The sequence below is a fragment of the Litoreibacter sp. GN1-5 genome, assembly GCF_055693805.1.
The window spans coordinates 18088-40502 of sequence record NZ_JBVFUP010000002.1; the positions used below are offsets into that span (position 1 = coordinate 18088).

The 22415-nt window shown below is 52.5% G+C and carries 21 protein-coding genes; 10 read left to right on the top strand and 11 right to left on the bottom strand.

All coding sequences use genetic code 11. The annotated features are described in order from the left end of the window. Positions 1-292 precede the first annotated feature (292 nt). The gene (gene purU, locus ACZ1HF_RS18880) at positions 293-1093 is read left to right on the top strand and encodes a formyltetrahydrofolate deformylase (RefSeq protein WP_472659113.1); all 801 of its coding nucleotides are present in this window, start codon (positions 293-295) and stop codon (positions 1091-1093) included. Next, positions 1080-2021: a bifunctional methylenetetrahydrofolate dehydrogenase/methenyltetrahydrofolate cyclohydrolase FolD gene (gene folD / locus ACZ1HF_RS18885; protein ID WP_472659114.1), complete on the top strand. Its 942-nt coding sequence runs from the start codon at positions 1080-1082 to the stop codon at positions 2019-2021. Before purU ends, folD begins: the two co-directional genes overlap by 14 nt. A 102-nt stretch (positions 2022-2123) precedes the next feature. Here folD and ACZ1HF_RS18890 read toward each other — a convergent pair whose 3' ends face one another. The 4 genes from ACZ1HF_RS18890 to ACZ1HF_RS18905 all read right to left on the bottom strand — a co-directional run bounded on the left by ACZ1HF_RS18890 (position 2124) and on the right by ACZ1HF_RS18905 (position 5450). Next, positions 2124-3089: a dihydrodipicolinate synthase family protein gene (locus ACZ1HF_RS18890; RefSeq protein WP_472659115.1), complete on the bottom strand. Its 966-nt coding sequence runs from the start codon at positions 3087-3089 to the stop codon at positions 2124-2126. Position 3090: 1 nt separating this feature from the next. Next, positions 3091-3381 carry an HU family DNA-binding protein gene (locus ACZ1HF_RS18895; RefSeq protein ID WP_472659098.1) on the bottom strand — a complete coding sequence of 97 codons (291 nt, stop codon included), beginning with the start codon at positions 3379-3381 and terminating at the stop codon, positions 3091-3093. A 235-nt stretch (positions 3382-3616) separates the two neighbouring features. Next, positions 3617-4432, bottom strand: a complete 816-nt coding sequence (locus ACZ1HF_RS18900) for a PfkB family carbohydrate kinase (RefSeq protein WP_472659116.1) — start codon at positions 4430-4432, stop codon at positions 3617-3619. A 163-nt stretch (positions 4433-4595) separates the two neighbouring features. Then, a complete protein-coding gene (locus ACZ1HF_RS18905; protein ID WP_472659117.1) occupies positions 4596-5450 on the bottom strand; it encodes an SIS domain-containing protein in 855 nt (284 codons plus the stop codon). A gap of 254 nt (positions 5451-5704) precedes the next feature. Here ACZ1HF_RS18905 and ACZ1HF_RS18910 point away from each other — a divergent pair, with 254 nt between their 5' ends. The 7 genes from ACZ1HF_RS18910 (at position 5705) to ACZ1HF_RS18940 (ending at position 12417) form a co-directional block, all read left to right on the top strand. Next, complete coding sequence (locus ACZ1HF_RS18910) at positions 5705-6442, top strand: GntR family transcriptional regulator (RefSeq protein ID WP_472659118.1); 738 nt, start codon at positions 5705-5707, stop codon at positions 6440-6442. 408 nt (positions 6443-6850) lie between these two features. Further along, complete coding sequence (locus tag ACZ1HF_RS18915; RefSeq protein WP_472659119.1) at positions 6851-7573, top strand: ATP-binding cassette domain-containing protein; 723 nt, start codon at positions 6851-6853, stop codon at positions 7571-7573. A gap of 52 nt (positions 7574-7625) precedes the next feature. Continuing rightward, positions 7626-8420, top strand: a complete 795-nt coding sequence (locus ACZ1HF_RS18920) for a transporter substrate-binding domain-containing protein (protein ID WP_472659120.1) — start codon at positions 7626-7628, stop codon at positions 8418-8420. A 56-nt stretch (positions 8421-8476) separates the two neighbouring features. Then, complete coding sequence (locus ACZ1HF_RS18925; RefSeq protein ID WP_472659121.1) at positions 8477-9154, top strand: ABC transporter permease; 678 nt, start codon at positions 8477-8479, stop codon at positions 9152-9154. Between the two features lie 9 nt (positions 9155-9163). After that, the gene (locus ACZ1HF_RS18930) at positions 9164-9844 is read left to right on the top strand and encodes an ABC transporter permease (protein ID WP_472659122.1); all 681 of its coding nucleotides are present in this window, start codon (positions 9164-9166) and stop codon (positions 9842-9844) included. A 159-nt stretch (positions 9845-10003) separates the two neighbouring features. Beyond that, on the top strand, positions 10004-10750 hold the full coding sequence (locus tag ACZ1HF_RS18935) for an SDR family oxidoreductase (protein ID WP_472659123.1): 747 nt from the start codon (positions 10004-10006) through the stop codon (positions 10748-10750). Between the two features lie 227 nt (positions 10751-10977). Beyond that, positions 10978-12417, top strand: a complete 1440-nt coding sequence (locus ACZ1HF_RS18940; RefSeq protein WP_472659124.1) for a sulfatase family protein — start codon at positions 10978-10980, stop codon at positions 12415-12417. Positions 12418-12547: 130 nt separating this feature from the next. Here the strand turns inward: ACZ1HF_RS18940 and ACZ1HF_RS18945 are convergent, their stop codons facing one another. The 4 genes from ACZ1HF_RS18945 to ACZ1HF_RS18960 form a co-directional block, all read right to left on the bottom strand. Next, a complete protein-coding gene (locus ACZ1HF_RS18945; RefSeq protein ID WP_472659125.1) occupies positions 12548-13513 on the bottom strand; it encodes a dihydrodipicolinate synthase family protein in 966 nt (321 codons plus the stop codon). Between the two features lies 1 nt (position 13514). Beyond that, complete coding sequence (locus ACZ1HF_RS18950; protein ID WP_472659126.1) at positions 13515-13805, bottom strand: HU family DNA-binding protein; 291 nt, start codon at positions 13803-13805, stop codon at positions 13515-13517. Between the two features lie 219 nt (positions 13806-14024). Continuing rightward, complete coding sequence (locus ACZ1HF_RS18955) at positions 14025-14861, bottom strand: PfkB family carbohydrate kinase (protein ID WP_472659127.1); 837 nt, start codon at positions 14859-14861, stop codon at positions 14025-14027. Positions 14862-14864: 3 nt separating this feature from the next. Continuing rightward, positions 14865-15878 carry an SIS domain-containing protein gene (locus ACZ1HF_RS18960; protein WP_472659128.1) on the bottom strand — a complete coding sequence of 338 codons (1014 nt, stop codon included), beginning with the start codon at positions 15876-15878 and terminating at the stop codon, positions 14865-14867. Positions 15879-16136: 258 nt separating this feature from the next. Between ACZ1HF_RS18960 and ACZ1HF_RS18965 the strand changes: the two genes are divergently transcribed. Continuing rightward, positions 16137-16874 (top strand): GntR family transcriptional regulator, encoded by a 738-nt coding sequence (locus tag ACZ1HF_RS18965; protein ID WP_431376731.1) that lies wholly within the window; start codon positions 16137-16139, stop codon positions 16872-16874. A gap of 70 nt (positions 16875-16944) precedes the next feature. Here the strand turns inward: ACZ1HF_RS18965 and ACZ1HF_RS18970 are convergent, their stop codons facing one another. From ACZ1HF_RS18970 to ACZ1HF_RS18980, 3 genes are read right to left on the bottom strand one after another with little or no spacing between them, the layout of a single operon-like run. Beyond that, the gene (locus ACZ1HF_RS18970) at positions 16945-17853 is read right to left on the bottom strand and encodes a DMT family transporter (protein ID WP_472659129.1); all 909 of its coding nucleotides are present in this window, start codon (positions 17851-17853) and stop codon (positions 16945-16947) included. Then, positions 17850-21311, bottom strand: coding sequence for a bifunctional proline dehydrogenase/L-glutamate gamma-semialdehyde dehydrogenase PutA (gene putA, locus ACZ1HF_RS18975; protein WP_472659130.1), 3462 nt, complete (start codon positions 21309-21311; stop codon positions 17850-17852). The genes ACZ1HF_RS18970 and putA overlap by 4 nt, the downstream gene beginning before the upstream one ends. Beyond that, positions 21312-22397: an ornithine cyclodeaminase gene (locus tag ACZ1HF_RS18980; RefSeq protein WP_472659131.1), complete on the bottom strand. Its 1086-nt coding sequence runs from the start codon at positions 22395-22397 to the stop codon at positions 21312-21314. Positions 22398-22415 lie beyond the last annotated feature (18 nt).

Sequence of the window (22415 nt, forward strand, 5' to 3'; positions counted from 1 at the left end):
ATCAAGTTCTTCAACTAAGATCGATAGCGGCAAAGCCTCCTTTTCTTCTAATCAGATATCCAAATGACTTGTGGCTTGTGCTCACAAATCTGGCGCTCTGTAGACGGCCATATTTCGTGGCTAACCAATCAGACGGCGCGACCGCGAGGTAAGTATGCATGATGCGTGAAAGCAGCATCGTCGATCAAGCGATCCAGTAGACCACATCACTAGTCAGAGTAAGGAAGTTATCTTGACGAACTCTCCGTCCCAATTCGTTCTCAAATTCTCCTGCCCGGACAAACAGGGCATCGTGGCAGCGGTTGCCAACATGATTGCAGCGCAAGACTGCAACATTGTGGAAAGCAACCAATATTTCGACCCGCAAAGCGGACGGTTTTTTATGCGAGTTGCTTTTGAAGCAGCGGCGACGACCGATGCAGACGCATTGTCACACAGCATTACGCCCATCGCAGCGAACTTTGAAATGGCATGGTCGCTTCATGATCTCAATGTGAAGCCCAAAGTGATGATCATGGTTTCGAAGTTCGATCATGCTTTGAACGATCTGATGTATCGCTACTCGATCGGCCAGCTACCGATGGAACTAACGTCAATCGTTTCCAATCACGAGACGTGCCGCAAGCAGGTCGAGGACGATGGAATTGCGTTCCATTACCTCCCTATCTCAGCAGACACAAAAGCCGAACAAGAAGCGCAGTTGTTGGCCTTGGTCGAAGAACAACAGGTGGAGTTGGTCATTCTGGCGCGTTACATGCAGGTTCTTTCCGACAAGCTGTCGACGAAACTAAGCGGCCGCGTCATCAACATCCATCACTCCTTCTTGCCAAGTTTCAAAGGTGCAAAGCCGTATCATCGTGCCCATGCGCGTGGCGTGAAACTGATTGGAGCAACGGCGCACTACGTTACCCCAGATCTCGATGAAGGACCGATCATCGAGCAAGATGTCGGAAGAGTTGATCACACGATGACAGAGAACGCTTTTGTCGAAAGCGGACGCGAGATTGAAAGTCGCGTGCTCGCACGAGCGGTCAAAGCACATTTGGAACATCGTATCCTTACGAATGGGGACCGTACGATTGTCTTCCGCTGATGCAAAACTCATAGACGGTCGCCGTATTGCCGCTGAGACTATTGAACAAGTGCGATTGGCCACCCATGAACTCAAAGCTCAAAGAAATGTTGTCCCTGGCCTAGCCGTCATTCTCATTGGCGAAGACCCAGCAAGTCAGGTCTATGTGTCGAGCAAAGAAAGGAAAGCCAAAGAGCTAGGTTTTCATGCAATTCAGTACACGCTACCCGCAACCGCGAGTTTGGCGCAGGTGTTGTCTGTCATTGACGATCTAAATACAGATAACAACATCCACGGTATTCTCTGCCAACTTCCCGTGCCGGAGCATCTTAACGCGGATGTCATCATTCAAGCGATTGTTCCGGAAAAAGACGTCGATGGATTGCATGTCACCAATATGGGAAAGCTTGCGGCAGGAGATACACAGTCTCCCTTACTGCCATGTACGCCACTTGGTTCGATGTCACTTTTGCGCGACGTTCTCGGATCGGACTTCTCGGGATTGCACGCTGTCGTGATCGGCCGCTCAAATTTGTTCGGAAAACCCATGGCTCAGCTGTTGTTGACGGCCAATGCAACAGTGACCATTGCCCATAGTCGAACAGCCAACTTGCCAGACATCTGCAAAACAGCCGATATTTTGGTGGCGGCAGTTGGGCGTCCGGAAATGGTGAAAGCTCATTGGGTAAAACCCGGCGCATCTGTGATCGACGTTGGTATCAACCGAGTGTCTACACCAGAAAGAGGTGAAGGAACCTCAAGACTCGTTGGCGATGTGGCCTACGACGAAGTCGCGAAAATTGCCGACGCAATTACACCGGTTCCTGGCGGGGTTGGGCCAATGACAATCGCAATGCTGATGAACAACACTCTGCAGGCTGCGCTGCGGCAACCGAAATATCCAATGCGTCCTGGATTTGATTGCGGTGGATTTGGAATTTTTCCATAATATCATTGGAGGCAACTTCTCAATTATTTTCAATAGAAAATGGCGGCAGTGGCTTAGCGCTCAATTTGTAGACCCCTTGCCTCCACGCGGACGGTTCGTCCGTTAGACCCAGCTGATCGGCTTGAGCGCGATGTCATCGAGGGTGCTCTGTAGACTGGCGGTAAGGTGAGGACAGAGCGGTGTGTCCAGACCACGGGCATCGGGCGAGGCCAGCAGACCGCGGAGATGGGCCGCCTGGCGGCAGAGCATCTCACGGGTGTTGATATCATGGCCGTTCATGATCGCGATCAAGGGTGCAAGCTGATTGTGGATGGCCTGTGCCTCATGGAACCGGCCATCACGAGACGCGCTGTAGAGCGCGGCCACTTCATACGGGGCGATGTAGGCCAGTGACGACAACACACCGTCGCCACCGGTGTTGAGATTGTGGAAGAGGGCGCCTTCCGAGGATGGCAACAAGGCCATTGGCCTGTCGGTCCCCTTGAGCGTGTAGTAGTCCTGATCGTAGCGCAGCACATTGTCATCATGGCCCATGTCGAAGCCGAGGATCTGACGACCGGCGGTGGCCAGGAGGGCGAGGTCTTCTGGCGCTTCGGCCCATCGGTTCTCCCCGTTACCCAGAGCGAGGATAACGGGCAGGGCAAGACGGTCGGTCAAGGCTGCGAGATGCGTGATCCGCTCTCCAAGCGTCTGTCCCTCAAACCCCTTCTGCCATCTGGACGGGAAGGTGATAATGGCATTAGCCCCTGCGTTTTTGCAGGCGATCACATCATCGAACACCGCTTCAGTCAGCTCGCCGACACAGGAGACCAGAATCTGACTGTCCTTGAGACCGGCACGGGTGCAGCGGATGACTTCGAGGCGTTCATGCGGCGTCAATGAAAGCCGTTCCCGCACGCTTGTGTTGACGGCAATGCCGATGACGCCATCGATACGCGTTAGCCTGCGGGCCTGGTCGGTGATGGCGCGGCACAGCACACCGCCTGCATCATCGAAGGGTGTCAGAGTGGAGGCAATGATCCCGCCGGCGAGGGCTTCGAAGGTAATCCCCTGGTGTTCAAAGCACATATCACTTGTCCCCCTGTGCCATACGTCCCAACAGCTTGGTGGAAGGTTTGAAGGTGATCCGTTGGCGTTCTGAAATCAGCGCAGGCTTCCCGGTCTTGGGGTTCCGGCCCATACGCTCAGGCGACACATGGGTTCGAAAGCTGCCAAAGCCGGCCAGCTTGACGTATTCACCGCGCGCCAGAGCGTCTGACATCTGCTGCAGTATCGCATCCGAGATGGCCTTGGAGTCCCGCATGTCGATTGAACACTCGATGGAAACGCGTTCGGCGATCTGTCGGCGTGTCTTGGACATGGGGGAATCCTTTCAATCGTAGAGTGTCACCATGAAGAAAGCCCGGCGGTTCGCGAAAACGCGCACACGCCGGGCGATGTCAGCCTCGGGAGAAAGGCCGCGACATTTTGATCGGATCCATGCTCGACACTGCCTGATGAAAAGGTGCCATCAGCCGTTGAAGCGACTGATGGCAAGTCTCAGCGAGGTTGGTTGTGTTGAGCATGTGTGATTCCTGTTGGGTTGTAGTTCCTGTTTAGCCCGACTTGATCTTGGACTCGTATCCGAGACCGCCGCGATATCCACAGACGAAAGTTGCGTTCTCAGCGCCCTTTTTGAGCGCTTCCGAAATGCTTGCTCCATTCAAGTGGGCAACAAGAAACCCTGCAATGAGTCCGTCGCCAGCACCAAGCGTGTCAACTAAATGTCCTGAAACGATGCTTTGTTTGTAGAACTTGCTGCGGTCATAGGCCATGGAGCCCTGTTCGCCACGCGTGACCACCACGATACTGGGACCGCGTGTTGCCACCCCGCGACAGAGCTGCTCACACGCTTCGTTGCTGGCACCCGGGTTGGAAAGAAACGCGATGTCGACATGTTGGGCTGTTCTGTTGAGATAGTCCGTTGTGAACTCGTCGGCATAGTCAAAGGATAAAATCGGCGCTGCTCGCGCGATATCGGCCAAATCGTTGTCTAGTTTGCCATAGAGACAGCCATGGGTGAGATCGTGGGCTGCGATATACTCAAAGTCACGCGCGACAAGATTGCACATCCCCTCCATGGTCGGATTGGTGCCATCAAAAATCCGGTCATTGCCGTCGTGTTTGATACGGGCCCAAGCGTTCGGAAAATCGATACGCCGCATATGTGACGTATCGATCTTCTCTGAATTCAGCATGTCACGGATGATGTCGCCGAGGTTATCATTGCCGATGCATCCGAGATAGGAAGCTTTCGCACCAAGGCGTCTGCTCATGACAGCAACGTTGATTGCGTTGCCGCCCGGATATTGAACGCCATGATCGACATAAATGTCGACGCAATTGTCACCGATGCCAAGGATGCGTGCCATTGATCAGTATTCCGTCTTCCACATGTAGCGACGCGTGGTCAGCGGTTGATCTCGCCAAACAGACAATCTGTCAGCCAAGCGGTCGACAGCGGATTGAATGACGAACGGTGCAACCATGGCCCTTATTTGGGGGTCAACGCCTTTCATTTCATAATCTTTTGAATCATAGACCATGACACGCTCTGTGTACTTGTTGCAAAAAGCGAACGACCCGTTCCATCAGTGGACGGCTTGGATCCTCGCCGACATAAAGGATCAAAGGTAAATCTTGATCGACGACCTCAAATGGCCCGTGGAAGAATTCTGCGCCTTCCAGCGGATTTGAGTGCATCCAGAGCATTTCCTGGAGCATGCAAACGCCGAAAACATAGGCCGTCGCAAACATCGGACCAGATGCCACATGATAAAGGATGTTGTCATCCTTATAGATGAGTGCGTCCTGTTTAGATCTTTCATCAGACTGAACTTTGGCGGCTGTGCATGCCTCCGGCAGTGCTTCGAGGGATGTCAGGAGCTCTTGCAACAAAGGCCAATCGTCTTTTGCTGACATCACCCCTCCGATGAAGGCCTGCATGAGAATGTACATGCTGATATAGGCTTCAACACTCTCACGAGCGTAAAAACAATGCTCGACCAATTTGGCCAACGGCTTGTCTTCGTTCTCAGTGAAACCCACTTTAATACCTGGTTTATTTTTCAGGAACTCACATACTTCGACCATTTCTTTCGTCGTGCCGGATTTGGAGCCAACGACCACCAGAGTTCGATCATCCAAACGCGTTGGAAGCTGAGTCATGAATTCTGCAGGAAAAAACCGATCAACTTCGATCGACGGGCAGTAGTGCTTTACCCAATACTCTAGTGACAGCATAATGCGGTTTGGCGCGCCGCACCCAACGAAATAGATCCGGTCGATATCGCCAGCGATCTTTTTCCCAAACTCTGCGACCTCCCGTACCTGCTCTGAAGATCGCGTCAGCGACGCTGTAAATTCGGCTCCGTCGATATCAATGGCCATGATGGTCCTTTCTCAAAAAGTAGTCCAATTGTTATCTGGACTACCTTTGCAAAGTCAAGCGCTGTGAGCTGAAATCATCATGGCATTTGAGAACTTTTTGCGATCAACTGTGTGAAGCTAGACATGCTCTCAACGCAGATATCTTAGGTCCCGCTCGCTTTTCTGATACATCTCAAAATGATCAAATTGCACTAGAACAAGGTTTGGAGTAGACCCATGTCATGGAGCCAGTGTCAAAAAATCTAGGAAGCTCAGTGTCAAAAATCGTCAAGGAAAACGATGGCACTCTTGTTTACAAACAAGCACAAAAAGAAATCCTCCGGATCATAGAGCAAGGAAATTATCTCCCCGGCGATCGCATCCCGTCAGAACGCGAGCTATCTAAAAAGTTCGGAATTCACAGGATTACGGTCGGTAAGGCGATTGGGAACCTGGTTGAAGAGGGGACACTGGAACGACGTGGAACGAGCGGCACTTACATTCCCGCTCCCGTTGTCATCCGACCGGTTTCGGCCAAGGTATTCTCGCAGAGTATTTCTGAAATCGTGAGGGAGTGTGGCGGTGTCGCTGGCAGTGAACTACTATTTTCAGAGAAGTGCGAAGCGGATACCAGAACAGCTGAAAAATTAATGCTCAATCCAGGCGATGAGGTGATCGTAATCAAGCGACTCCGGACCATCGATACGCTACCGTTTTGTATTGAAATCGCTTACTTGCCATGTCGACATGTGCCTGACCTTTCTGCAGAAGACTTTGTCGGTGGAGTGTCGCTCTATGCCATTCTGGAGGAGCGTTATGGCATCAAAATGGGCAAGGACAGCACCAAAGTAAGCTCTTCGACACTCACGCCTGAAGATACGGAAATGCTTGGCATGCGGGCGGGAACGGCCGCCTTGACGATGCATTCTGTGGTCTATGACACTCAGAGCCGACCCATCGAATATACCGTGTCGCTCAATCATCCTCTCAGAGTGGTTTTGTCTTCCGACTAGCCATGACACTTGGATTTTCATCAATACCGTAAGTTCTAGCCCCATATCTAACGATTGATTGTGGCGCCATCTGGCATTCTGAGACTGATCGATCGCGAAGACGAACGCGCACGTTTGCGACATAGAACGCCTCGTTCCGCAACAGTATCAAACCCACTTACACATTCAATAATCGTTGAAGACGTCTCATCGAGGCGGGGCACCGCCATCTCACATCACTGCAAGTTTCGCAAACCCGATTGACGAAGTCGCACAGCAATGTAATAGTCCAATACGAGATTGGACTATTACATTGCTGTTTAGTCCGGTCGCTTGAGTTTAGTCGCAGGGAGTTGGGTGGCTTTGAAAGAGACGAAATCGGCGACACCGATCTTAGACGTACGTGATATTGAGAAGTCATTTGGGAGCGTGAAGGTCCTCAAGGGGATCAGCATTGAGGCTCAGGCTGGCGATGTTGTTTCGATCCTTGGTGCTTCCGGCTCCGGGAAGAGCACCTTTTTGCGGTGCATCAATTTACTTGAGATGCCCGAAGCGGGCGAGATCAATGTCTCAGGCGAAAAGATCAAGATATCGAGAGATCGGCACGGCAGGGGAACGGTCGAAGACAAGCGTCAGGTCGAAAGGCTTCGTTCGCAACTCTCGATGGTGTTTCAGTCGTTCAACCTCTGGGCCCATTTGACGATCAGAGAGAATATTATGCTGGCGCCTATCAAGGTGTTGGGCAAGTCGAAGGCTGAAGCCGGTGAGCTTGCCGACAGTTTAATGGAGCGTGTTGGCGTTTACGCACGCAAAGACGCTTATCCAACGCATATTTCGGGCGGCCAGCAGCAACGCGCTGCGATCGCAAGGGCGTTGGCAATGGAACCCCAAGCTCTGCTTTTCGATGAGCCTACATCGTCGCTCGACCCTGAACTGGTCGGCGAAGTGCTCAAGGTCATGCGGGAGCTGGCTGAGGAAGGCCGGACCATGTTGGTCGTCACACATGAAATGGCATTTGCCCGCGATGTGAGCGACCAGGTTGTCTTTCTTCATGATGGCGAAATCTCGCAATCCGGACCGCCGAAGGAAATGTTTTCCAAACGGCCTAAGGGCGAAAAATGGGGTGAGTTCCTTGCGCATGCAAGAAACTGAGCAAGCAAGACATGTCTAATCCGACATCAGGATCAACAAGGAGGACTATCAAATGAAAAAACTACTCGCAGCAACACTCGGTGTCGCCGCCATGCTTGGCGCGGCATCGTTCACAGCCACTTCGGCTTTCGCAGAAGAGCAACTGAAAATCCGTTTCGCGATTGATCCAACATACGCGCCTTTCGAAATGAAGAACGCAGACGGGTCACTCACTGGGTTCACCGTCGAGTTTGGTGATGCGCTTTGCGCTGAGTTGAAAGCGGAATGCACTTGGGTCGAGTCAGATTGGGATGGGATCATTCCAGGTCTCATTGCAAAGAACTTCGATGCTATTTTGAGTTCCATGTCTATTACCGAAGAGCGGTCAAAGATCATTGATTTCACGGGTAAATATAAGTCTGGAGTGCAGCAATTCGTCGGCAGGAAGGGCGTGGATTACAACGATGAACACGGTGGCCTCGAAGGTGTGAGAATCGGTGTTCAGCGTGGTACTGTTCATCACGATTACCTGAAAGCTTACTATCCGAAAGCCGACATCCGAACCTATCCTGGCCAAGACGAGGTCTGGCTCGAATTGCAATCCGGCAGAGTCGATGCCGTCTTTGTAGGTTACTTACTCGGTGAGACATTTCTGAAGGCCGATGATAATGCCACGAAGTTTGAACATGTCGGTCGCACACACACAGATGAGAAAATCTTTGGTATCGGCGATGGCATCGGCGTGCGTAAGGAAGATACAGAATTGCGTGATCGTTTGAGTGCAGGCATTTTGGCTCTTCGCGCTAGCGGTGAGTATCAAAAAATTAACGATCGCTACTTCGATGTCGACATCTATGGCGCAGAGTGATTTCAATGCTGGCCTCTCTTGAGAGGCCAGCTCCAATGCTTTGGAGCGTCTGCTAGATGGAAAGCGTCCTACAGTTTTTGCCGTTGATAGCGAAGGGAGCATGGCTCACGGTCCTGTTGAGCCTTACGTCTGTCAGTCTTGCGATCGTCTTTGGATTTTTTGGCGCTGCAATGAAGCTTAGCAACAGCGCTGTATTGCGGGGCCTAGGAACGTTTTACACTACTCTTATTCGTGGTGTGCCGGATTTGGTCATGATGCTTCTCGTGTTCTATGGTGGTCAAATTCTGATCAATCACCTCGTGGAATCAAGTGGGCTGGTTGAGCGGTTCGAAATTCCAAAATTCTTTGCTGGATCCTTCGCTATCGGATTCATTTTTGGCTCCTACATGACTGAGGCGTTTAGAGGAGCCTATCTCTCTATATCAAAAGGCCAGATCGAAGCGGCAAAAGCCTTTGGGATGCGTCCAAGCGTCTGGCTTAAGGAAATAGTATGGCCTCAGTTTCTTCCATTGGTCTTGCCTGGCTTCACCAATAATTGGCTGGTGCTAATGAAAACGACCGCGTTGGTTTCAATCATTGGTCTGCAGGACCTGACATACTTGGCTCTTCAAGCAGGCCGCACCACGAGAGAGCCGTTTGTCTTTCTTTTGGTCGCCTTTCTAATCTACCTGCTGCTGACCATCATATCCGATTTCGGATTGAGATCAGTCGAACGACACTACAAACGGTATTAGGGCAGACAGATGGATTTAGACATAATCATCAAGTATCTGCCGCTGTTTGTAGATGGCCTTTGGATCACTCTTCGCATCGTGGCAATCTCGATTTTCTTTGGTGCTCTGATCTCCCTCCCGTTGGCATTGGTCCGCGTCTATAATGTGCCTGTTCTTGGGCGGTTCTCGCAGGCCTATTCTTACGTGTTCCGGGGTACGCCACTGCTGGTTCAAATCTATCTGCTTTACTTTGGTCTGGCACAGTTTGAATCGGTACGAGAGAGTTGGCTCTGGTTCTTTGTTAGCGACGCTGAAATATGCCTGTTTTTTGGTTTCTCGCTCAACACTGCGGCATATATGAGTGAAATCGTACGCGGCGCTCTAAGCTCAATTCCAAAGGGAGAGATAGAGGCGGCAAGGGCTGTTGGAATGTCGGAAGCTCAGGTCATCCGGAACGTAACACTGCCAAGCGCATTGTGCCGCGCCATACCACCACTGTCGAACGAAGTGATATTCCTTGTCCATAGCAGTGTCATTGCCAGCACCATCAGCGTCGTGGACGTTTTAGGAGCGGGACGTGAGTTAAACTCAACCTATTATGTGGTCCTTGAAGGATTTGTGACCGCTGCCGCCTTTTACATAGCGCTCATCATGGCACTCGCAGTGCTGTCCCGTCTGTTGGAAAATAGATATGCCGGCTTCCTCCGATGAGCATACATCAGGGCGGAAACTTCCTCAGAGCGCAGAATGACTCAAAGGAAGTAGTCAGTATCGACTGCAACAAATTCCCGAATAATCGACGGGGCTGTTCCGACAGATCTGGCAAAAGAAAGAAAGAAGCATGAAATGCCAAGAAAGGTACCAAGTAATATGAAACTGGAAAACAAAGTTGCGATAATAACAGGGGGTGGTCGCGGGTTCGGCAAAGCGACTGCTTTGGCCTTTGCGCGTGAGGGGGCAGATGTTGTTTTGGCCTCGCCAGATACTGCTGAAATCGAAGCTGTTGCCGAAGAAATCAAATCGCTGGGTCGCGATTCAATAGCTGTGAAGACAGATATTTCAAATAAACCTGACGTAGAAGCCATGGCGAAAGCGGCCTATGACAAGTTTGGCAAGGTCGACATTCTCGTCAACAATGGTGGGGTAGCAGTCCATGGTCCAATTCCAAGCATCAAGGAAGAAGACTGGGACTGGGTCATGGCCGTCAATCTCAAGGGTACGATGCTATGCACACAAGCAGTTTTCAGCAATATGTGCGAGCAAGGATCCGGCCACATTGTTAATATTGCATCGACGGCCGGTAAAGGCGGAACCGCAAAGTTTGGAACATATACGGCGTCCAAATTTGGCGTCATGGGTTTGACAGAGGTCACAGATAGTGAGGGTATAGCCTTTGGCGTGAAGGCCACCGCAATATGCCCAGGTGCAGGAAATACGGAGCAGCGCTCCCAAAATCACATCGATGATACCACCAAGCTGTTGCAGCCTGACGATGTGGCGGACCTTATTACATTTATTGTGAGCCGACCATCGCGCGTTTATGTCGGAGAGGTTGTTATTCAACCACAGCATATGAAGACACCTCCAGGCTCGTACAATTTGAAACCAGGTATCTGATCGGCTGGAACATGTTTGGTTTTGAAGTAGGCGTGAGCGAAAGAGGCCATCGCTGTAGTTCACGGAAGTACGTGAGCTAGTACCGTTACTTTTGTGGGCGCAAATCAAGGAATGTGTGCGTTGGGAATATCCAATACGCAAACGAAAGCAAGCTGGCGATGTGTTCTAGGTCCAAGCGGCATCGATAGAGATAATGGAAATTAAAAACAACACATCCGAGAGAGTACATGAGCAAGAAACCAAATATCGTCTTCATCATCACTGACCAGCAACGCATCGATACGATTGCGGCGAATGGCTTTGATCATATGATTACGCCCAATCTCGACAAACTGGTTCGCCGGGGTGCAGTTTTTGAGAACATGTATGTCGCTGCCCCCGTTTGCGCACCATCGCGCGCCGCGCTGTTCAGCGGGACCTATCCGCACACGAACGGCGTTTTTCGCAACGATGAGCCGTGGGCCTACTGTTGGGTGGAAGAGCTGGCCCAGGCCGGTTATCGATGTGTCAACGTCGGGAAGATGCACACGATGCCGATCGAAGGTTCCTTTGGGTTTCATGAACGCCACGTTGTTGAGAACAAGGACAGGGACAGTCCGGGGTTGCCATTCTATCTCGATAATTGGGATAAGGCGCTGCACGCCCGCAAGGCTTACAAACCGAGCCGTCATAACTACTATAATGAGCTACCTGACTACAATGAAAGCCTTGGCGCTTTCATCTGGGAGCAGGACGAAGATCTTCATCCCGACGTGTTTGTCGGTGAGACAGCGTGCTGGTGGCTCGAGCGGTATCCCGAGGACGAACCCTTCTTCCTGCAGGTCGGGTTTCCTGGTCCGCATCCGCCCTATGATCCGACGCAAGACTACGCGGATATGTACAAGGGCAAGGAACTCCCCAAGGCGATCCGCGACTACGACTTGGATTCACAACCCAAGCCGCTGCGCGAACTCAGGCAAAATCATATTGAGCGGAAGCATGATGCCGTTGTTCATCTCGCAGATCCGACCAACGAACAGCTTCAGCGCCAGAGAGAATATTACTATGCCAATGTGACGATGATTGATGCGCAGGTTGGTGAGATTGTTGACCGCCTCGAGAAGCGCGGTGTGCTGGACAATACGGTCATCATCTTCACATCCGATCATGGCGACTGCTTGAACGATCACGGCCATTCGCAGAAATGGAACATGTTTGAGCAGAGTGTTCATGTGCCAGCAGTGGTTTGCTGGCCAGGAAAGATTGAAGCTGGCAAGCGGTGTGAGCAACTCGTTTCACTGATTGATCTGGGTCCGACCGTTCTGGAAATGGCTGGTCTTAATGTCCCTGATTGGATGGAGGCAAAATCTCTGTTTGATATCCTCTTCGAGGAAGATGACGTAGAGCGTCCGCGTGTCTTTGCAGAAGCGGCAAATGACGGCATCCTGAAGGGCACGGAGTTCATGACCATGATCCGGCAGGGCTCTTTTAAGCTTGTTCATTTTGTCGACAGCGACGAAGGGCAATTGTTCAATCTGGATCAGGATCCCGGAGAGCGGCACAATCTTTGGGATGATCCGGAACAAGCTGAAACTAAGAATAAGCTCATCGATGAAATCCTTGTATGGCGCATCGAAAGCTCGAGCAAAACACAAGGCTTCATCAGCATGCTCGCTGAAAGAGTCTAGGATTCAATAATCGGATAGTGTAGCAACACAGGTCAGTATTGTTGCTTCGCTGTCTAGAACATATGGCAGCTCATATCCAAAACGCTCGTAGCCAGACCTGCACAGTCTGTTAGTTTCGCTAGATTATTGGTCACACCCAGCTGATCGGCTTGAGGGCGATGTCGTCGAGCGTGCTTTGAAGACTGGCTATGAGGTGGGGACAGAGCGGTGTGTCCAGTCCGCGTGCATCTGGAGAGGCGAGCAGACCCCGCAGATGTGCCGCCTGACGGCAGAGCATCTCACGGGTGTTGATGTCATGACCATTCATGATCGCGATCAAGGGCGCGAGTTGATTGTGGATGGCTTGGGCCTCATGGAAGCGACCATCGCGGGACGCGCTGTAGAGGGCTGCCACTTCGTGCGGTGCGATATAGGCCAGTGATGACAAGACACCGTCGCCTCCGGTGTTGAGATTGTGGAAGAGGGCGCCTTCCGAGGATGGCAACAAGGCCATTGGCCTATCGGTTCCCTTGAGCGTGTAGTAGTCCTGATCGTAACGCAGCACATTATCGTCATGGCCCATGTCGAAGCCAAGAATCTGACGACCGGCGACAGCCAGCAGGGCGAGGTCTTCGGGTGCGTCGGCCCATCGGTTCTCGCCATTTCCGAGGGCGAGGATAACGGGCAGGGCAAGACGGTCGGTCAGTGCCGCCAGATGCGTGATCCGCTCTCCAAGCGTCTGTCCTTCAAATCCAGTTGTCCATTTAGAGGGGAACGTAATGATCGCGTCAGCGCCAGCCGCTTTGCAGGCGATCACATCGTTGAACACGGCCTCGGACAGTTCACCGACGCATGAGACAAGGATCTGGCCGTTTTCCAGACCGGCACGGGTGCAGCGGATGACTTCAAGCCTCTCTTCGGGGCTCAGTGTCAGTCGTTCCCGCACCGTTGTGTTGACCGCAATGCCGATGAGGCCATCGATACGGGTTAGCCTGCTGGCCTGATCGGTGATGGCGCGGCACAACACACCGCCCGCATCATCAAAGGGTGTCAGCGTGGAGGCAATGATCCCGCCGGCGAGGGCTTCGAAGGTAATCCCTTGGTGTTCAAAGCACATATCACTTGTCCCCCTGTGCCAACCGCCCGACCAATGCTTTGGATGGTTTGAAGGTGATCCGTTGGCGTTCTGAAATCAGCGCAGGCTTCCCGGTCTTGGGGTTCCGGCCCATACGCTCAGGCGACACATGGGTTCGAAAGCTGCCAAAGCCCGACAGTTTGACCTCTTCACCGCGCGCTAGAGCGTCTGACATCTGCTGAAAGATCGCATCCAAGATGGCCTTGGAGTCCCGCATGTCGATTGAGCACTCGATGGAGACCCGTTCGGCGATCTGTCGGCGTGTCTTGGACATGGGGGAATCCTCTCTATTCGTTAGTTCTCATTGGCAAAAAAGCCCGACGGAGCGCACCGCGCTACACGCCGGGCCCTGTCAGCCTTGGGAGGTAGGCTGTGATGCATATGATCGACACGCGATCACCCACCAAAGTGCCTGAACAAAAAAGGCCACCAGACGATTGCTCGACTGGTGGCCAGGTTCAGGGAGGTTGGTTGAAGAAATCACGCGTAATTCCTAATTTCTGGAAAGCCCTGCTTGGTCCGGCTTGATTTTTGATTCGTATCCTAACCCACCGCGATATCCGCAAACGAAAGTCGCATTCTCAGCACCCTTCTGAAGCGCTTCAGACAGGGTTGCGCCATTTAAGTGCGCAACCAGAAATCCCGCAATCAGGCCATCTCCGGCACCGAGCGTGTCGACGATGTGCCCTGAAACGATGCCCTGTTTGTAGAATTTGTTTCGGTCGTAAGCCATAGACCCCTGATCACCACGGGTTACCACCACAATGCTTGGTCCGCGGGTTGCCACTTCACGGCAAAGCTGCTCACAGGCCTCTTCGCTAGCGCCGGGGTTAGATAGAAATGCGATGTCGACATGTTGGGCGGTTTTATCGAGATAATCCGAACTGAACTCATCTGCATAGTCGAACGACAGAATTGGCGCGGCACGTGAGATGTCAGCGAGATCATTGTCCAGCTTGCCATAAAGGCAACCATGCGTCAGATCGTGGGTTGCAATATATTCAAAATCACGCGCCGTAAGATTATACATCCCTTCCATAGTCGGATTGCTGCCATCAAACATGCGATCGTTGCCGTTGTGTTTGATGCGCGTCCACGCGTTGGGATAATCAATCCGCCGCATGTGTGACGTATCAATCTTTTCTGACTTCAACATGTCACGGATAATGTCGCCGAGATCGTCGTTTCCGATGCAGCCCAAGTAAGACGCTTGTGCGCCTAACCGTCTGCTCATCACCGCAACGTTGATCCCGTTCCCGCCGGGATACTGGACGCCATGATCGACATACATATCGATCGTATTGTCACCAATGCCAAGGATGCGCGCCATCACTCAGTATTCCGTCTTCCACATGTAGCGGCGTGTGGTCAGTGGCTGATTGTGCCAGACTGCCAGTCGTTCTGCGAGACGATCCAATCCACACTGCATCACAAACGGGGCAACATATTGCCGTATCTCCGGATCAATGCCTTTCATCTCGAAATCCTTCGAGTCGTAGACGATGACACGTTCAGTGTATTTGTTGCAGAAGCGAACGACGCGCTCCATGAGCGGCCGGCTTGGATCCTCACCAAGATAAAGCATCAATGGCAGGTTCTCATCGACAACTTCGAAAGGACCGTGGAAGAATTCGGCGGCTTCGATGGCATTGGAGTGCATCCATTGCATTTCCTGAAGCATGCAAACGCCGAAAACATAAGCAGTGTTGAACACAGGGCCTGAACCGATGTGATACAGGACGCGGTCGTCTTTATAGAGACGGGCCTCTTCCTTGGCACGCGGATCGACATCGACCTGTGCTTGGCCACAGGCTTCGGGCATTGCCTTGAGCGACGTCAGCATCTTGTCAAGCAACGGCCAATTGTCTTTTGCGGTCACAAGGCCGCTCACAAATGCCTGCATCAGGATATACATGCTGATGTGCGCCTGCGGCGTCTCGCCGGTAAAGAACGGGTGTTTGACCGCTTTGGCCAATGGCTTGGTCTCGTCCTGTGTAAAGCCAACGGTGATACCTGGCTTATCTTTCAAGAACTCCGCCGCCGCAACGGTCTCGGCTGTTGTGCCGGATTTTGATCCCAAAATGATAAGTGTTCGATCGTCGAGACGCGCAGGAACTTGCGTCATAAATTCGGCCGGGAAGAACCGGTCTACTTCGAGAGATTGGCTCTCGTGCTTGAGCCAATACTCAAGCGTCAGCATTGTCCTGTTAGGAGCGCCGCAGCCGATGAAGTAGATGCGATCTACCTTGTCAGCGAGTGACTTTCCAAACTCTGCGACTTGATCGACCTGGTCAGCTGAGTGCCGCAAATAAGAGGCGATTTGACCTGCGTTAACATCTACTGCCATGACATCCTTCATAAACTGGTATAGTATACCAGACAATAATCCCGGAGCGTTGCGGGAGTCAACCGGCTGCGCAGAATTCGGCGTGAAAAAGTTGGGAGTGCCGGAATTACAGGGACTTCGCGACAGAATCCTTACGGGCATTGACCATTGGTCTATGAAAATGGAATGTATCTGGGAGGGCAAAAGGTGAAGATAATCGTAGTCCCGACAAGTGATTAGGGATAGACCAATGAGCGCATCTGTTTTGGAGGGGACGAATTGACTAAACTAGCACGTGAAGCAGACGGGTCTCTGGTCTATGAACAGGCACAGAGCGCAATCCTCAAGATGATAGAGGACCGTAGCTACAACGCAGGGGACAAGATTCCGTCAGAAAGAGACCTGTCCGAGCGCTTTGAGATCAATCGTCTAACTCTACGCAAAGCAATAGCCAATCTGGTCAAAGAAGGCCGGTTGGAAAAACGAGGCACCAGTGGAACCTATGTTCCGGCCCCAACAGTACTCAGACCGATATCTGCACATTCAAGCACCCATTCAATTTCGCAGATTGTCCGTGATTGCGGTGGACAGCCAGGCAACAAGCTTTTGTTCTTTGAAGAGGCAGAGGCAAGCGCTCGACTGGCCGAGAAACTGATGATCAAAAGCGGTGACCCCGTGATCATGATCAAACGGGTTCGCAGCGTGAACGGGCTTACCTTTTGCATCGAGACCACTTGGTTACCCGGCGAGCGCGTGCCGGGGTTGGCGGCGGGTGACTTGTTGGGCGACGAGTCCCTCTACAGCATTCTCAACAGTCGGTATGGGATCAAGACCGGAACCGGCACGGCAACCGTGAGCGCCGCCAATATCTCAAAAAAGGATTCCGAACTCTTGGGTCTTTATGGGGGAGAATTTGCCCTGATCATTCATTCGGTGATCAAGGATACAGATGGGAAACCTATCGAGTTTTTGGCGTCTCTTAATCATCCCAACCGCGTTCAACTTACAGCAGAATAACGCCACACTTATCCAAAGAGACCGTCAACCCGCAGTGCCGGTGACGCACGGACGGGTGGAGTCAATTTGGTCATTGATTTCTCAGCTGATATTCTCTGAACCAGACATAAAGCCCCGCACTCACGATGATACAAACTCCAAACACAGTTTGTGTGTCCGGCCATTCCGAGAAGTAGCCGACACCGATGAGCGTCACGCCTATGATCTCGAAATACCAGAAGGGCGCCAAGATCCCTACCGGCGCGCGCTGTATCGCTGCGATCGTGAGCATCTGGACACCTGTTGCAAGTGCGCCAATCGCCAGCAGCCCGAGCGCCTGATTGGAGGATGGTATGACGAACTGAAGCGCTTCGATTGGCCCCGAACTCCCGAGTAGTAAGCCGCACCCAATAACAACGGCACCTGCGATACAGATCCAAAACTGCATCGGGCGAGACTCCTCTTTCCCATTTTGAGCGCGCGTGATCACGACACAAATTGCCGTGCAAACAGCCGCTGCAAGCGGCAACAAAGCTGGTGCGCCGACTGTGACAAAACTGGGCCTGATCACGATCAGCGCGCCGATGAACCCAATGATGAGTGCAACCGAACGGCGTAGACTAATGCTCTCTTTCAAGAAGGCAGCGCCAAGAATTGTGAGAATGAGGGGCTCTGCAAAAGAGATTGCTATGGCGTCCACAAGCGGCATGAACAGCAATGAGCTGAACAGGGCTAAAGCTGACACGCCTAAGAGTGCCCCTCGAATAAAATAGGACAAACGAGGCCTTATGTCGCCCTTTGGACGCCAGACAACAAACAATAGTGAAAGCAGGACAGCCTGCACAAAAAACCGAGCAAAGGTGACAATGCCTGCCGGCAAGCCATGAACCAACTCCTTAGCCATTGCGACCATGACTGCAGCGGACAAGGCTGCAGCTACAACAAAGGCGACACCGGTTGTGTGCGAGGCTTCAGCCGCTTGATCCAGCGGTTTCGTCATGCCATCAACTCCGCATTGCCGCCAGCGGCGGTTGTGTCTACGCAAATTTGTCTTTCGATGACAAGCCAACGTTCAAAATGCTTCATTGTGAGCAGGGGAACGATAGGACCCAGTCGCTCCGCGAGCGCCTGACGTACTGCTTGGGTGTCACCGGACCAGTCGACCACTGCAGCAAGCTTGGACACTTCGCTCAGCGTGTCCGGATCAATTGTCCCGTTAAGCCCGTCCTCAACGCCTAGAGCGACCGCAATAGCTTGACAGCCCTGTTTCTTCGCGATTGCCGATTGCTTTTCAGCCTGTTCTTTTGTCGGTCCCAGGCACAAAACGCGGCCTCGGGCGTAGGTATAGAGACGGTTAGACTCTCCTGTCGGACCAGGTAAGCTGGATTGGGTCAAAGGCGATGTGGGCGTCTGTTGCTCGAGCCGATCAAATGCGCGCTCAATATCGGTTGTCGAAAGCGACTTCGAACCCTGGTCGGCCTGGTAACCAACGTTTTCTGGTTTGAGAAAGCGATAAAGATAGTGTGGCCCGCCGGCTTTCGGTCCAGTCCCACTCAATCCCTCACCACCGAACGGCTGTGAGCCTACGACTGCCCCGATCTGGTTACGATTGACATAGATGTTGCCCGCTTTGACACGGCTGACGATATGCTGAACCCGGTCATCGATTCGACTATGGATGCCGAAAGTCAGGCCATAGCCTGTCGCATTGACTGCATCGACAACCGCGTCCAAATTTTCCGCTTTGAACGTTGCGATATGAAGGACAGGACCAAAGATTTCCTCTTCCAGATGATCGATGCCAGACACGGCTATTGCGGTTGGACCAATAAACGTTCCTTGGTCGGGCGTTTGGATTTGCTTAAGCAACCTGCCTTCTGTCTCAGCCTTTTGGACATGGGCCATGATGCGCATCTTTGCTGTTTCATCAATGACCGGTCCGACATCAGTCGAAAAACCATTTGGATCTCCGACCTCGAGTTCGTCCATCGCGCCAAACAGCATGGTCTTGAAGTTTTCTGCGATGTCTTCCTGTAGGTAGAGCACTCTTAGTGCTGAGCAGCGTTGCCCTGCTGACTGAAAAGCGGATGCGATAATGTCCCCAACAGCTTGTTCCGGCAGTGCGGTACTATCAACGACCATGGCATTGAGGCCGCCAGTCTCCGCGATCAAAGCAGCTGAAGGACTCAAGTGCTGGGCCATAGATTGATCAATGCGTTTCGCGGTCGCCGTAGAACCGGTGAAACAAATTCCGTCGATCTTGGCGTGAGACGTGATGGCTCTTCCCACCACCTCACCAGTTCCAGGCACCAAGGTCAGGACGTTGTCTGGGACGCCTGCCTCCTTGAGTAATCCGACCGCGAATTCGGCGATGAGCGACGTGCTTTCAGCTGGTTTGGCGACCACACCGTTCCCGACGGCAAGGGCCGCTGATATCTGTCCGGTGAAGATCGCGAGGGGAAAGTTCCACGGTGAGATACAGGCAAAAATGCCAGCAGGCTGACCATCGATTTTCTTCGCTTCGGACGCATAGTACCGCAGAAAATCAACAGCTTCACGAAGCTCACCCACGCAGTCATTGATCGTTTTTCCGGCTTCTCGGATCAGCAAGGAAAACAGGGAAACCGCGTTTTTCTCGTAAAGATCGGCTGCCTTGTTCAGGATATCCGCGCGCTCTTGAGTGTTGGCCTCTATCCAAGGTTTGGTCTGATCGACGGCTGCCGTTGTTTCTTCGCTCGTTAGAAACCGAATGCTGCCGATCACCTTTCCATCTTGGGGAGAGATCACGGGAACGACACTTCCTGTTCCTGACCCAAGGTTCCAATCCTTCGCTGAAAGCTCATCGAGTTCCGTGCGAAGCGTTTCAATCACAAACGGGTCCTCAAGATCATAGCCTTTTGAATTATGTCGAGACGGCGCAAAAAGCGCCTCCGGTAACGCTATATCAGTTGATCCGGAATGCGCCATGATGCTTTCCAGTTGTTCGAATGGATCTGCCGCCACCCGCGCTACTGGCACACTCTCGTCAACAATCTGATTGACGAAGGAGCTGTTGGCACCATTCTCCAGCAGTCGTCTCACTAAGTACGCAAGTAGGTCGCGGTGTGCACCTACCGGCGCGTAAATGCGGCAGCGCGTCTTTTCTTGACTATGCACTGCATCATGCAGGGCCTCGCCCATACCGTGCAGTCTCTGGAACTCGTAGGCATCAGGGTTGTCCGCCAACTCCAGGATCGCAGCTACGGTATGCGCATTATGTGTAGCGAATTGAGGATAGATGAGATCGGTCATGCCCAAAAGCATTTTGGCACAGCAAATGTAGCTGATATCGGTGGCCGGCTTGGTCTGAAACACGGGATAGTCTGGCAGCCCCTCCACCTGTGCGTGTTTGATCTCGGTGTCCCAATAGGCACCCTTGACCAAACGCACCATGATCTTTCGATCCAGTCGCTTTGCCAGCTCATAAAGCCAATTCAAGACGAATGGAGCGCGCTTTGAGTAGGCTTGCACGACAACGCCAAACCCGTCCCAATCTTCGAGTTGAGGATCTGAAAGAACCCGCTCGATGACATCCAAGGACAAATCGAGGCGACCCGCTTCTTCGGCATCAATGTTCAGACCGATGCCGGCCATTTTCGCTAGGGCGGCAAGATCGCGTGTGCGCGGAACAAGCTCGTCAATCACACGGGCGTGTTTCAATTGCTCGTATCGCGGGTGAAGGGCTGAGAGCTTGATCGAAATCCCAGGGTTTGCGCGGATATCGCGCGAACGACTGGCTTGCTCTAGTTCCTGGATCGCGTCCGCGTATGAATCGTAGTATCGCTGAGCGTCCGCGGCCGTGCGTGCGGCCTCGCCAAGCATGTCATATGAATAGGTAAAGCCGCTCTTCTCCTTCTTGGCTGCACGTTTCATGGCAGATTGAATTGTCTCGCCTAAAACGAACTGACCACCCAACTCCTTCATGACGCGCAAAACAGCTTGACGGATGACGGACTCGCCCAGCCGCTTCACTACTCCATGCAAAGTTTGAGCGACGGGCCGAGAAGCCGTCTCATTCAAGACCTTCCCGGTCACAAACAAAGCCCAAGTGGACGCATTGACCAATGATGACGATGACTTGCCGAGATGCTCGCCCCAATCACTCGGCGCGATCTTGTCTTCGATCAGCGTATCTATCGTGCCGCTATCGGGCACGCGCAACAATGCCTCCGCGAGGCACATGAGCGCGACGCCTTCCTCTGTGGACAGACCGTACTCCGCCAAAAACAGCTCCATCATGCCAGGACGGCTGTCTGAGCGAATGTGTTTGACCAGTTCGACCGCGCGGGCTGTAACAGCTTTTCGCGTAAATCCGGAGAGACTGCATGTATTTGTCAGTTGAGTGAGAGTTTCAGCATCTGACGCATGTAAGGCATGGCGGATCGCGCTCCGCTCTTCATCCAAGTTGTTTTGCATCATTCAGTCCGCTGCAGTATCGGCACGACGCACCATTCCGAAAAGATCGCGAGGATCGTCAGGATCGGCCAGCATATCCAGTTCCACAAAATGGCCGGTTCGCTCAAGCTGATCGCGGACATAGCGAAGTGCTGAAAAGTCCTCGGTCGCGAAGCCCACACTGTCGAAGAGCGTGATCTGTTCGGGAGACGTGCGGCCTTCCGCCTTGCCTGACATCACTTCCCAAATTTCAGTTACAGCGTGGTCATCGTCCAACTGTTGGATTTCGCCTTCGATCCGCGTTTGCGGCGGATACTCGACAAAGATATCGGAGCGCAGAAGGATGTCCTTGTGAAGTTCGGTCTTGCCTGGGCAATCGCCGCCAATCGCATTGATATGGACTCCGGATCCTACCATATTGTCGGTCAGGATAGTGGCACACAATTTGTCGGCGGTGCAGGTTGTGATAATGTCTGCCCCGCTGACGGCCTCTTGCGATGACTTGCACGCAATCACTTTCAGGCCGCTATTGGCAAGATTTGCGGCTGCTTTGACGGTTGCTTCAGGATCCACATCATACAGTCGGACCGTATCGATCCCGACAACTTCTTGAAACGCGAGCGCCTGGAACTCGCATTGCGCGCCATTCCCTATCATTGCCATGGTTTTTGAGCCCTCTGGCGCGAGATATTTCGCGACCAGTGAAGATGTCGCCGCCGTCCGCAATGCTGTCAGGATCGTCATTTCTGACAGAAGCACTGGATAGCCATTGTCCACGCGGGCTAAAACGCCAAATGCTGTGACCGTCTGAAACCCCCTCGCCATATTGGCCGGATGACCATTTACATATTTGAACCCATAGGTCTCGCCGTCGCTCGTCGGCATCAGTTCGATGACACCCTCTTTGGAGTGAGAGGCAACGCGGGGTGTTTTGTCAAAAGATTCCCATCTCAGGAAATCAGACTCAATATAGCTCGCGATCTCGGCGATCATTTTCGAGGCACCGATGGTGTTCACGATCTTCATCATGTTGTCGACGCTGACGAAGGGGACCATCGCGAGTTTAGAAGGTTCAAGGTTTGTGACAGGTTTTGCTGCAAGATTGTTCATGTGTTTGGTCCGATCGGT